The sequence below is a fragment of the Pseudomonas sp. NFR09 genome (assembly GCF_900111535.1).
Lineage (GTDB): Bacteria > Pseudomonadota > Gammaproteobacteria > Pseudomonadales > Pseudomonadaceae > Aquipseudomonas > Aquipseudomonas extremorientalis.
Window position 1 is genome coordinate 430,469 of sequence record NZ_FOIH01000001.1, and the last position, 12,970, is coordinate 443,438.

11 protein-coding genes are annotated in these 12,970 nt (G+C 58.7%); 8 read left to right on the forward strand and 3 right to left on the reverse strand.

Going from position 1 to position 12,970, the window contains the following annotated elements:
* Positions 1-13: 13 nt before the first annotated feature.
* From BMX59_RS01900 to rlmF, 6 genes are all read left to right on the forward strand, one after another.
* A complete protein-coding gene (locus BMX59_RS01900) occupies positions 14-1,504 on the forward strand; it encodes a leucyl aminopeptidase (RefSeq protein WP_092240945.1) in 1,491 nt (496 codons plus the stop codon).
* Between the two features lie 51 nt (positions 1,505-1,555).
* Positions 1,556-1,984, forward strand: a complete 429-nt coding sequence (locus BMX59_RS01905; protein WP_012722396.1) for a DNA polymerase III subunit chi — start codon at positions 1,556-1,558, stop codon at positions 1,982-1,984.
* Between the two features lie 4 nt (positions 1,985-1,988).
* Positions 1,989-2,375, forward strand: coding sequence for a DNA polymerase III subunit chi (locus BMX59_RS01910; protein ID WP_083351543.1), 387 nt, complete (start codon positions 1,989-1,991; stop codon positions 2,373-2,375).
* Positions 2,376-2,575: 200 nt separating this feature from the next.
* Positions 2,576-5,422, forward strand: a complete 2,847-nt coding sequence (locus BMX59_RS01920) for a valine--tRNA ligase (RefSeq protein ID WP_093119584.1) — start codon at positions 2,576-2,578, stop codon at positions 5,420-5,422.
* A 453-nt stretch (positions 5,423-5,875) separates the two neighbouring features.
* A complete protein-coding gene (locus BMX59_RS30020; RefSeq protein ID WP_139212841.1) occupies positions 5,876-8,104 on the forward strand; it encodes a hypothetical protein in 2,229 nt (742 codons plus the stop codon).
* A 187-nt stretch (positions 8,105-8,291) separates the two neighbouring features.
* The gene (rlmF, locus tag BMX59_RS01930; RefSeq protein ID WP_093119588.1) at positions 8,292-9,308 is read left to right on the forward strand and encodes a 23S rRNA (adenine(1618)-N(6))-methyltransferase RlmF; all 1,017 of its coding nucleotides are present in this window, start codon (positions 8,292-8,294) and stop codon (positions 9,306-9,308) included.
* 67 nt (positions 9,309-9,375) lie between these two features.
* Here the strand turns inward: rlmF and BMX59_RS01935 are convergent, their stop codons facing one another.
* Complete coding sequence (locus BMX59_RS01935) at positions 9,376-9,657, reverse strand: HU family DNA-binding protein (RefSeq protein ID WP_092240941.1); 282 nt, start codon at positions 9,655-9,657, stop codon at positions 9,376-9,378.
* 397 nt (positions 9,658-10,054) lie between these two features.
* Between BMX59_RS01935 and yejK the strand changes: the two genes are divergently transcribed.
* Positions 10,055-11,059 (forward strand): nucleoid-associated protein YejK, encoded by a 1,005-nt coding sequence (gene yejK / locus BMX59_RS01940; protein WP_010212893.1) that lies wholly within the window; start codon positions 10,055-10,057, stop codon positions 11,057-11,059.
* Positions 11,059-11,409, forward strand: a complete 351-nt coding sequence (locus tag BMX59_RS01945; protein ID WP_093119592.1) for a glutaredoxin family protein — start codon at positions 11,059-11,061, stop codon at positions 11,407-11,409. The genes yejK and BMX59_RS01945 overlap by 1 nt, the downstream gene beginning before the upstream one ends.
* On the opposite strand, the gene BMX59_RS01950 is transcribed toward BMX59_RS01945, so the two are convergent.
* The gene (locus BMX59_RS01950) at positions 11,410-12,387 is read right to left on the reverse strand and encodes a FecR family protein (RefSeq protein ID WP_092240938.1); all 978 of its coding nucleotides are present in this window, start codon (positions 12,385-12,387) and stop codon (positions 11,410-11,412) included.
* Complete coding sequence (locus BMX59_RS01955; RefSeq protein ID WP_071488629.1) at positions 12,384-12,962, reverse strand: RNA polymerase sigma factor; 579 nt, start codon at positions 12,960-12,962, stop codon at positions 12,384-12,386. The genes BMX59_RS01950 and BMX59_RS01955 overlap by 4 nt, the downstream gene beginning before the upstream one ends.
* Positions 12,963-12,970 lie beyond the last annotated feature (8 nt).

The following is a 12,970-nucleotide window of genomic DNA, read 5'->3' on the forward strand; positions in this document are numbered from 1 at the left end:
AAGGGACCCGAAAATGGAACTGGTTGTAAAAAGCGTTAGCCCCGAAACGTTGAAAACCGCCACCCTCGTGGTCGCCATCGGCGAAGGCCGCAAGCTCGGCGTGGCCGCCAGGCAACTCGACGAACTCAGCGGCGGCGCCATCAGCGCGGTACTCAAGCGCGGCGACCTGGCCGGCAAAGTCGGCCAGAGCCTGCTGCTGCAAAGCCTGCCCAACCTGAAAGCCGACCGCGTATTGCTGGTGGGCGTGGGCAAGGACGCCGAACTGGGTGACCGTCCGTTCCGCAAGATCATCAGCGGCATCCTCGGCACCCTCAAGGGCCTGGGCGGCAGCGACGCGACGCTGGCCCTCGACGAAGTCGTGGTCAAAGGCCGTGACAGCTACGGCAAGACCCGCCTGCTGGCCGAGAGCCTGGTGGACGGCGGCTATATCTTCGACCAGTTCAAGAGCACCAAGACCGAACCCCGCGCCCTGAAGAAAATCACCCTGCTGACCATCAAGGCCGCCCAGGCTGAAGTCCAGCGCGCCGTGACCCACGCCACAGCCATCGCCAACGGCATGTCGTTCACCCGTGACCTGGGCAACCTGCCGCCGAACATCTGCCACCCGACTTTCCTCGGCGAACAGGCCAAGGCGCTGGGCAAAGAGTTCAAGGGCCTGAAAGTCGAAGTGTTCGACGAGAAGAAGATCAAGGAACTGGGCATGGGCTCTTTCTATGCCGTGGGCCAGGGCAGCGACCAGCCGCCACGCCTGATCGTGATGCAATACAACGGCGGCAAGAAGTCCGAGAAGCCTTACGCCCTGGTGGGTAAAGGCATCACCTTCGACACCGGCGGCATCAGCCTCAAGCCGGGCCTGGGCATGGACGAGATGAAGTACGACATGGGCGGCGCCGCCAGCGTGTTCGGCACCCTGCGTGCCGTGCTGGAACTCAAGCTGCCGATCAACCTGGTGTGCATCCTGGCCTGTGCCGAGAACATGCCGAGCGGTGGCGCGACCCGTCCGGGCGACATCGTCACCACCCTGAGCGGCCAGACCGTCGAAATCCTCAACACCGACGCCGAAGGTCGCCTGGTGCTGTGCGATGCCCTGACCTACGCCGAGCGCTTCAAGCCGCAGGCTGTGATCGACATCGCCACCCTGACCGGCGCGTGCATCGTCGCCCTCGGCTCCCACACCTCCGGCCTGCTGGGTAACAGCGACGAGCTGATCGAGCAATTGCTCAGCGCCGGTAAAGCCGCCGACGACCGCGCCTGGCAATTGCCGCTGTTCGATGAGTACCAGGAACAGCTGGACAGCCCGTTCGCCGACATCGCCAACATCGGTGGCCCGAAAGCCGGCACCATCACCGCGGCTTGCTTCCTGTCGCGTTTTGCCAAGAACTTCAACTGGGCGCACCTGGACATCGCCGGCACGGCCTGGACCAGCGGCGGCAAGGACAAGGGCGCCACTGGCCGTCCGGTGCCGCTGCTGACCCAGTACCTGCTGGATCGCGCCAAGGCCTGAAACTGAAGATTCCAGGGCGACGCTTATGTCGCCTCGGTCTCGGGAACCGCAATGACCCAAGTCGACTTCTACATACTGCCCAGCGCCGATCCGCTCGCGCGCCTGGACTTTGCCTGCAAACTCACCGAAAAAGCCTGGCGCATGGGCCACCGCATCTACCTGCATTGCAGCGATGCTGCCCAACGCGATGAGCTGGATGCCCGCCTGTGGCGCTTCAAGGGCGAAAGCTTCGTACCCCACGGCCCCGCCGAGTCTGAACCTGAAGGGCTGGTGGTGCTCGGTTTGGGCGACAGTTGCGGCGATCACCATGACCTGTTGGTCAACCTGGACCTGAAAGTGCCGCCGTTCGCCAAGGCGTTTGCCCGTGTGGCCGAGGTGGTGGTGGAAGATCCGGCTATTCGTCAGGCCGCGCGGGAGAGTTTCCGTTTCTACCGCGAACAGGGCTATCCTCTCCAGGATCACCGGCTACAACGACTTTGAGTAAATGATGGACACGCCAAACCCGCTGAAAAAAGATGACCACCTGCTGGACGACCTGGAGTCGATCCGTCAGTTACTGGGTGATGATGACTTGCAACCGCCGCTGTTGACCGAAACGGTCGAGGGCGAGGTACAGATTCCGCTGCTGTTCGACATGGTCGGCGGCAAACCTGTCGCGCCGGAGCCGGTTGTCGAAGCACCCGCCGTCGCACCTGCCCCCGCTGAAAAAGGGCCCGACGCCCTGCTACTGCACCTGGACAACGAACTGCGCGCCGCCGCACAACTGATCATGCAGGACGTGATCGACGACTTTGCCCCGCACATCGAAACCGAGATCAAGCGGCGACTGGATGCGCGGATGGAGCGGCTGCTCAGCCAGTACCAGTCCTGAGCCTTGCATAATCTCCCTGTGGGAGGGGGCTTGCCCCCGATAGCGATGGGTCAACGACTGCTGCGTTGACTGACACGCCGCCATCGGGGTAAGCCCCCTCCCACATTTGATTCGCACAAGTCTTCAACTCGCCCTCAGCTCCCAGCCCCGTTATACTTGCCGGCTTTCCTGAATTAATGCCAACTAGGGTCCCGCCGCGCATGGATAAGACCTACCAGCCGCACGCCATCGAAACTTCCTGGTACAACACCTGGGAATCCGAGAATTATTTCGCCCCGCAAGGCGCGGGCGATTCCTACACCATCATGATTCCGCCACCGAACGTCACTGGCAGCCTGCACATGGGCCATGGCTTCAACAATGCGATCATGGATGCCTTGATCCGTTTCCGCCGCATGCAGGGCCGCAACACCCTGTGGCAACCGGGCACCGACCACGCCGGTATCGCCACCCAGATGCTGGTGGAACGCCAACTCGAAGCCACCGGCCAGAACCGTCATGACCTGGGCCGCGAGAAATTCCTGGAAAAAATCTGGGAATGGAAGGACCAGTCCGGCGGCAATATCAGCCGTCAGATCCGTCGCCTCGGTTCGTCCGTAGACTGGAGCCGCGAGCGCTTCACCATGGACGATGGCCTGTCGGAAGCCGTGAAAGAAGCCTTCGTGCGCCTGCATGAAGACGGCTTGATCTACCGCGGCAAGCGCCTGGTCAACTGGGACACCAAGTTGCACACGGCGATTTCCGACCTCGAAGTGGAAAACCACGACGAGAAAGGTTTCCTGTGGAACCTCAAGTACCCGCTGGCCGATGGCGCCAAGACCGCCGAAGGCAACGACTACCTGATCGTCGCCACCACGCGTCCGGAAACCATGCTCGGCGACGCTGCCGTGGCGGTTAACCCGAATGATGAACGCTACCAGGCGCTGATCGGCAAGTTCGTCGAGCTGCCGCTGGTGGGCCGCCGTATCCCGATCATCGCGGACGACTATTGCGACCCTGAGTTCGGCACCGGCTGTGTGAAAATCACCCCGGCCCACGATTTCAACGACTACGAAGTCGGCAAGCGCCACAACCTGCCGCTGCTGAACATCTTCGACAAGAACGCTGCCGTGTTGCCGGCCTGCCAGGTGTTCAATCTGGACGGCACGCTGAACGAAACTGTCGATGGCAAGATCCCGGCTGAATACGCCGGCCTCGACCGGTTCGAAGCACGCAAGCAGATCGTTGCCGCCTTCGACGCCGCGGGTTTGCTGGTGAGCGTTGACGACCACGGCCTGAAAGTGCCGAAGGGCGACCGCTCCGGCACCGTGATCGAGCCGTGGCTGACCGACCAATGGTACGTCTCCACCAAGCCGCTGGCCGAACCGGCCATTGCCGCCGTGGAAGACGGCCGCATCCAGTTCGTACCCAAGCAGTACGAAAACATGTATTTCTCGTGGATGCGCGACATCCAGGATTGGTGCATCAGCCGTCAACTGTGGTGGGGCCACCGCATTCCGGCCTGGTACGACGAGTCGGGCAAGGTCTATGTAGGCCGCGACGAAGCCGAAGTGCGTGCCAAGCACAACCTGGGTGCCGGCGTTGCGCTGCAACAGGACAACGACGTACTGGACACCTGGTTCAGCTCGGGCCTGTGGACCTTCTCCACCCTCGGCTGGCCGCAGCAGACCGAATTCCTGAAGAAATTCCACTCCACCGACGTACTGGTCACTGGCTTCGACATCATTTTCTTCTGGGTTGCCCGGATGATCATGCTGACCATGCACCTGGTGAAAAACGAGGACGGCACGCCGCAGGTACCCTTCAAGACCGTGTACGTGCACGGCCTGGTACGTGATGGCCAAGGCCAGAAGATGTCCAAGTCCAAGGGTAACGTGCTGGACCCGCTGGACATCATCGACGGCATCGACCTGGAAACCCTGGTGCAGAAACGCACCTCGGGCCTGATGCAGCCGAAACTGGCGAAGAAGATCGAGAAGCAGACCCGCGACGAATTCGCCGACGGCATCGCCAGCTACGGCACCGACGCCCTGCGCTTCACCTTCTGCTCGCTGGCATCCACCGGTCGCGACATCAAGTTCGACATGGGCCGTGTCGAAGGCTATCGCAACTTCTGCAACAAGATCTGGAACGCGGCGCGCTACGTGCTGGATAAAGGCGAAGACTGCGGCCAGAACGGCGAAGCCGTCGAACTGAGCCTGGCCGATCGCTGGATCATCTCGCAGCTGCAACGCACCGAAGCCGAAGTGACCCGCCAGCTCGACCAGTTCCGTTTCGACTTGGCCGCACAGGCCCTGTATGAGTTCATCTGGAACCAGTATTGCGACTGGTACCTGGAACTGTCCAAGCCTGTGCTGTGGGACGAGAACGCCCCGATCGAACGCCAGCGCGGCACCCGTCGCACCCTGGTGCGCGTACTCGAAGTCGCGCTGCGCCTGGCGCACCCGTTCATGCCGTTCATCACCGAAGAAATCTGGCAGCGCCTGGCGCCACTGGCCGGTATCGAAGGCAAGACCATCATGCTGCAACCCTGGCCGGTAGCCAACGAAGCGCGCATCGATGAGGCGGCCGAAAGCGATATCGAATGGCTCAAGACCCTGATGATGGGCACGCGTAACATCCGTGCCGAAATGAACATCGGGCCTGGCAAGCCATTGGCGGTGTTCGTGAAGAACGCCAGTGCCGAGGACCTGCGTCGTCTCGCCGAGAACGATGCGCTGCTCAAGAAGCTGGCGAAGCTGGAGTCGATCACCGTATTGGCGGCCGGCGAAGAAGCACCGCTGTCCGCGACCGCACTGGTTGGCGAGATGGAAGTGCTGGTGCCAATGGCCGGCCTGATCGACAAGGGTGCCGAACTGGCCCGCCTCGACAAGGAAATCGCACGCCTGCAAGGCGAAGTGCAGCGGGTGGGTGGCAAGCTGTCCAACGCGGCGTTCGTCGACAAGGCGCCGGCTGAAGTGATCGAGAAGGAACGCGCCAAGCTGGCCGAGGCCGAACAGGCCCTGGGCAAACTGGCGGAGCAACATGCGCGGATTTCCAGCCTGTAAGGATCAAACCGTGTGAAAAAAGAGACCTTCGGGTCTCTTTTTTTATGAAGATCAAATGCAATACGCCTCCTCAGGCCATTAAATTAACTCTCTTCACGTCCCCAAGCGGATCACTGTTCCTAATGACGTCCGCCGACGCTATTAAAGCGATCAACTTAGCACTTGCGAGCATAATGATTATAGAGAGGATAAAGCCACCACTTATAACTTCAAGATATAAGTTTTATAACCGTCGCCACACAACGCATTGCGTAGCCATATTGGAGGCCTGAGTGTCTATAGGAGAAGTAAGTGGGACACTGGCATAAAGAACCTTCATAACTTGGTTCCTTGAAGCAAAAATACTTACAAAAAAATTTGCACTCCATGAAAGATTCTGATCAGGATTCCTCCCTCCAACCTTCCTAAAGTCAAAGGGGCTTTACTTTCCTCGTCCAATACAGGAATCCCCTCATGCCAGTCATCCCGAATAATATTTCATCGTTATCGCCGGCATCTGCAAAAAACACTTACATTGAGCATGATAGTCTCTCGCTTCCCAGCGCCGCAGACAAAAACCCCGCCATTAAAAGCCAAACATTTCGCAGCTGGGAAACAGAGCACACTATTACTCATGACGAAAAAGACCGGTTACATACGCCAGAGGCAAAGGACCCTCGTAACTACCCTAAGACCCATGACAAATATGACCTCGCTTACTTACGAAACTGGAACAAACCCAAAGGCCCTGTTTGCACTGAAAAAGCGGCGAAGAAGTGCAATATCAATCAACTGGCGTTACTCACCCCTCCGAATACCCAGGCGCTCTTCAAGTTATACGACAACAAAGAGGGCTGGGGCGGTGTCCCGGGCTTTATCGATGCATTCTTGCGCGGGGAGCCAGGAGGAAGGACTGAGGGGTTTGGAGCACGGCCCGAACAGTTTTCGACCACGTCCTTTGACCCTCAACTAGGCGGTTTCCTGATATCGCCAAACCCCAGCAACATTCCTGAACGTGGCAAAACGTATACGGATGACGCCACTACGTTACTTGAAAAGACACGTGGCAAGAATGGCTTCGGGTTGGTTTGCTACTGGATTCCCCCAGGAACCTATGAACGTTACCCTACCTTCCAAAAATTATTTCCACACGTAAAGATTCCAGAATCTTCACCTGCATTCGAAGAACGCGGGCATCTGCCGCCAAACCGACAGGACAGGGATTTCAATACCGAGTCTAATCAACAATACCTCCAGAGAACCGGAAACAGATTTCTATCGGTACCTGTGAACTTGGAGCGCAAACACATCCCCTTGCTTGAAGAGCTGACCAGTACCGTCAATAAGGTTTTGAAGGAGGTATATCAAACGGATCCTGAGAAAGAAAAAGTTGAGATATTCACTCACAGTCCTGTATACGATATGGATTCGTGCGGCCTTCATGTACATGTGCGAATCAATCAAGGGCGCCACCCCCTTGAAGAGGACCTGCGGAATTTGCCTATTGGTCAGTCAAATCCGAATCCGACTGTCATCGCCCCCGACAGTCATTTGAATCATTTCCCCCATAACCGGACTCTGATCGAGCAGTTGGAAAGCAATGGGAGACTCACCGACTTCCCACAAACCAAGAATAAACATTTCATCTCCTATAATATCGCCGCAAAAATGGAAAGAGCCAGAGATAATGGCATTGAGTTTTTAACTGTCCCGAATGTTTTCAAAAATCCAGCCCTCGCTGTCAGCAAGCAAAGCCTTACGCTATCTCCACACCCCTTGATCAATAGAGAAAACGACCCCAACAGTATTCAAATATCAAAAAAATCCGCGGCCAAATATAATTGTCCAGAAATAGGCTTGGTGCCCCCTGAAGGCATGCAAGAACGCATTTCACGTTATGCCAACAATGAAATACTGCCAACGTTCATCTATAACTTCTTTACTAAAGAGGACGACCCGAAGGCAAAGGCATTCCAACAGCACCCAGAACAGTTTCCTGCCACCCACTTTTCCACAGAGGGCGGCATGTTTTTAATGCCCAATACAAAATATGTCCCCGGAAAATCCGAATCCTTTGAGCGTCCGGAGGACATTCTGGCAAGTACCCGCAACACGGGTGGGTTTGCCTTGGTCGGCTATTGGGTCCCGCCTGGTGTTTTTGAAGGCAAAGAACCGTTCAATAAACTCTTTGGCGTAAACACCCAGCGGGCTGAAGGTCCTGAAAGTCGTGAGACCATCGCTGCGTATAACAAACGAACTGACTCATCTTTTATTGTCAACCCGATTGACCTGCAAAAAAAACATATTCCGATGCTCAATGAGTTCAAGGAAATGAGCCTTAAACACTTGCAGGATGTATACGGGGTCCAGCCTGACAAAGAAAAAGTCGATATTTACCTGCACAGCCCGATCTACGGAAACCGGACGGCCGGCCTTCATATTCATGTGCGCATTAACCAGAACCTGCCTGCGGGAGAAATAGATAGTAATCGGCTTGGCTTCGACAAGCTCATGTCCATTTTGAACGATGAAAAAATTTCTGATAGCCACATTCGGGAGCACATTTTGAACAGCGGCCTCAAGACGAACTCTGGAAGCTTTTTGTCATTCAGTTCTGCTTGGGGAAGGCAACAATTCGAAGGTACAGCGACCACCTACGTACCCAACCCATTCCGACGTCCGGACCTCATGACAAGCACATGAAGAGCTAAGTGCATTGGAAGATGAACACCCTCAACCAAAACCGGCAAGCCTCCACCACAGGGGGAGGCTTGCGCATGAGTGCGCCGGTTTGGGTCCACGAGTAACCCTTCCCACTACGACACGCGGTAGCGGTATATGTGTGACAATACCTGCCACTTTTGAAACAGCCTCAGAATCGACGCAGCCAATGACCGCCCCCAGCACGCCAAAACCTCCGCGCAAGAAGCCTAAAACCGCAGCCACGGCCAAACCCGTGGTGCCGCGCAAAGAGGCCACCCTGCATCCGCGCAACCGCCACACAGGGCGTTACGACTTCCCGGCGCTGATCAAGACTACGCCGGAACTGGCGCAATTCGTGATCATCAACCCTTATGGGAAAGAGAGCATCGACTTTGCCAGCCCCGATGCGGTGCGGGTGTTCAACCGTGCACTGTTGAAGGCGTTCTACGGCATCCAGCATTGGGACATCCCGGCCGACTACCTTTGCCCACCAGTGCCGGGGCGTGCGGACTACGTACACTTCCTCGCCGACCTGCTGGCCAGCACCAATGACGGCAAGATCCCGCGCGGTTCGATCGTCAAGGTGCTGGACATCGGCATGGGCGCCAACTGCGTCTACCCGCTGATTGGCTACATGGAGTACCGCTGGAACTTCCTCGGCTCCGAGGTCGACCCTATCGCCGTGGCTGCGGCCAAGGCCATCGTGCAGTCCAACGACCTGAGCAAGGTCATCCAGCTGCGCCAGCAAACCAACCCCAGGCAGATCCTGCTGGGCTTGCTGGAGCCGGGTGAGCGCTTCGACCTGACGATGTGCAACCCACCGTTCCATGCGTCCATGGACGAAGCCACCAAGGGCAGCGAACGCAAATGGCGCGCCCTGGGCAAGGCCGATCCCAAGCGCAAGTTGCCGGTGCTGAACTTCGGTGGCCAATCGGCTGAACTGTGGTGTGAAGGTGGCGAGGCGCGCTTTGTGACGCAACTGATCGCTGAAAGTGCGCATTTTGCCCACAAGGTGTTGTGGTTCAGTTGCCTGGTGTCAAAAGCGTCGAACTTGCCCGCGATCGAGACGGCGTTGAAAAAAGCCGGCGTGCTGGAAAGCCAGGTGGTGGAGATGTCCCAGGGACAGAAGCAGAGTCGCTTCGTGGCCTGGACCTTCCAGACCAAGAACGAGCAGCAGATCTGGCGCCAGCGCTGGGTGCGCTAGACACAAATTGCAGGCAACAAAAAACCGTGCCCGGATCGCTCCGGAGCACGGTTTTTTTTGCTGCGGCTTACTTGTTAACAGCGTCGGTCAGGCCTTTGGCCACAACCAGCTTGATAACTTTCTTGGCAGCGATTTCGATGGGGGCGCCAGTCGAAGGGTTACGGCCAGTACGGGCAGGACGCTCGGTCACTTTCAGTTTGCCAATGCCTGGCAGAGTGATTTCGCCGACGGTTTCCAGCTGGTCAGCAACAACTTGGCTCAGTTGGTCCAGCAGAGCGCGCACGGTAGTTTTTGGTGCGTCTACTGCTTCAGCCAGGTCAGCGATCAGTTGGTCTTTAGTAATAGCCATTGTGGTGTTCCTTCCCTATCAAATTCATATGGATTGCAGAGTGCAGTGTCAGCCGTCGAGCCCGACCGTCATGGCCTGGCACCCCAGGCTTATAACCACGGAGATCGCGGTTATAGATGCTTGAAACGGGGATTGGTTCGACCTGACAGATGCTGAATGCACGCTTATCGCCGAGACTTGGCGTAAGACGGGGCAAAACTAGCACAGAGACGGGGAAATATCCGCCTCTACCTACCCATTTGGTCAGCTTTATCGCTCTAAACCGTGAAAAAAAGGCATATGCCCCGTCGGAAGGTGCCCAAAACACCCTTCGAAGCACGTCTTGGCCAATGGTGCGGTACACTTGGCGACTTTTCGGGGAGGCCCACCGCTCCCCTCTCAACCAGCCGAGAAGCCTATGCCGATCCGTCATTGCATCGTCCACCTGATCGACAAAAAACCCGACGGCACACCTGCAGTTCTCCATGCCCGCGACTCCGAGCTTGCCGAGTCGGCCGCCATCGAGAACATGCTTGCCGACCTCAACGAGAGCTACAACGCCAAACAAGGCAAGGCCTGGGGTTTCTTCCATGCCGAGTCGGGCGCGCACCCGTTCAGCGGCTGGTTGAAGGAGTATTTCGACGGTGGGCAGGATTTCACCACCTTCAGCCGCACCGCAGTCGAGCACCTGCAGAAGCTGATGGAAGAATCCAACCTTTCCACCGGCGGCCACGTGCTGTTCGCCCACTACCAACAAGGCATGACCGACTACCTGGCCATCGCCCTGCTGCACCACAGCGAAGGCGTGGCGGTGACCGACGAGCTGGACGTGACCCCGTCCCGTCACCTGGACTTGGGCCAATTGCACCTGGCGGCGCGGATCAACGTGTCCGAATGGCAGAACAACAAGCAGTCCAAGCAGTACATCTCGTTTATCAAGGGCAAGAACGGCAAGAAGGTGTCGGAATACTTCCGCGACTTCATCGGCTGCCAGGAAGGCGTCGACGGCCCAGGAGAGACCCGCACCCTGCTCAAGGCCTTCAGCGACTTCGTTGAAAGCGAAGACCTGCCCGACGAATCCGCCCGCGAAAAGACCAAGACCCTGGTGGACTACGCCAGCAGCCAGGCCAAGCTTGGCGAACCCATGGGCCTGGAAGAACTCTCGGGGTTGATCGATGAAGATCGGCCAAAGGCGTTCTACGACCATATCCGCAACAAGGATTACGGCCTCTCGCCGGAGATTCCGGCGGATAAACGCACCCTCAACCAGTTCCGTCGCTTCACCGGCCGCGCCGAGGGCCTGTCCATCAGCTTTGAAGCACACCTGCTGGGGGACAAGATCGAGTACGACGAAGCCGCCGGCACCTTGATCATCAAGGGCCTGCCGACCCAGCTGACCGACCAGCTCAAGCGCCGTAACTGATGCTGGGCGGGGTCTTCAAGAAAGTCCTGCTGGTATTGCTGGTGGTGGTGGTGATCCAGAACTGGGGCAAGATCGAGCGGGTGTTCAACCCATCGCAGGTAGCCCCTGAACAAGTGCGCGCTTCGGCGCGCGTGGTGCTGTATGCCACCGCGTGGTGCGGGTACTGCAAGCAGATCCGCCGTTTCCTGGACCAGAAAGGCATCCCCTACCAGGCGTTCGATATCGAGAAAGACGCCCAGGCGCGCAAGACGTATGAGGCGTTGGGCGGCGGCGGGATTCCGTTTGTGGACGTGAACGGCACGCTGATTCGCGAATACAGCCCCGAGAAGATCATGGCGGCGCTGAAGTAATCAGCGCACCACGATCATGCGCCCCAGCACCTGGTGCTGTTCAAAACCGAGAACCACCTGCAAGGCATTCAGCACAGCCTGTGGGTCTTTGCTCGGGAAGCTGCCGCTGACGCGCCTGGCGCCCATCTCTTCGTTAAGCAACAGGATGCGACCTGGGTAGTAACGGCCCAGGTCCTTCACTACGTCCGCCAAGGGCGCCTTGTAGTAGTTGAGCCAGCCGTCGCGCCAGGCCAGGCGTGATTCGCTGTCGACCCCATGCATTGGTTCGGCAATGCCATCGGCGTAGGCCACTTGCTGGCCGGCGGTAAGAACCTGCTGTTGGCCCTGCTTTGACGGCGTCACGCCAACCCGTCCGGACAACACCGTCACCTGGGCGCCTGCCGGTTGCAGGCGCACTTCGAACTGGGTGCCCAGCACCCGCGCTTCACCGCTGCCCGCCGCCACCACGAAGGATTGCCCGGTGTGGGTCACGCTGAAAAAGCCGGCCCCGCGACGCAATTGGATACGCCGCTCGCCATGGTTGAAATCCACGGCGATGGCGCTGTCAGCGTCCAGGGTGACTTGGGAGTTGTCGGCCAGCGTGACGGTCTTGATTTCCCCGGGTGCCGTCACGTAGTCAGCGCCAAGGTCATCGACCCAGCGCGACGGCTGCCAACCAGCCCCCATGGACACCATCACCACCAGGCAGGCAGCCATGGCCAACGCCCCGGACCAACGCAGCACCCGCGAACGCTTCGGGGTGTTCATCGCATTGAGGTAGCCCTGCAAGGCCATGGCTTCTTCGTCCGCCAGCTTGCGCGCCGGGACTTCGCTCAACTCCCACAGCACCTGGGCCTGGGAATAGGCCTCGACATGTGCAGGGTCGGCCCGCAGCCACTGGCTGAACGTGGCCTGGTCGCCACTGCTGGGCTGGTCGTGCAGCAGGCTCAACCAGGCCAGGGCCGCTTGTTCCTGGGCGGGCGTGGGGATGACGTTCACGGTGCTTTCCCTGGCGTGCGTGGGGATGAGGGGTCGCGAAGGCTGGCTTTGCAGGCTTCGAGGGCACGCATCATATGTTTTTCCACGGCACTTTGGGACAGGCCCATGGCCTTGGCGATTTGCGCGTACTTGCGGCCGTGGATGCGGTTGAGCAGGAAAATCTGCCGCGTGCGCTCGGGCAAACTGCGCAGCGCCGCTTCGACATGGCGCAGATCATTGCCGGCTTCCAGCGCCGCCTGGGGCTCGGAGCCTTGGTTGTCGTGCTGTTCGGGCAGCCAGCCTTCGCTGCTGCGCACCCGCGCGCCTTCGCTGCGCAGGTGATCGATCGCGATATTGCCGGCGCAGCGCAGCAGGTAGGTGCTGAGTTCTTCGACCTGCACCAGCGGCCGGCGCCAGAAGCGCAGGAACAGGTCCTGCACCAGGTCGGCCGCCGTGGCGCGGCACCCCACGCGGCGACTCACCAGGGCCTCCATCTGCGAACGCTGGGACAGGAACACCTGCAGGAAATGCGCACGCCCACCGGCCGCGTCAGCGTGCTGGCTGTCCTGGGGTTCCGGTGGGGTGCTGATCATCATGGACGGGC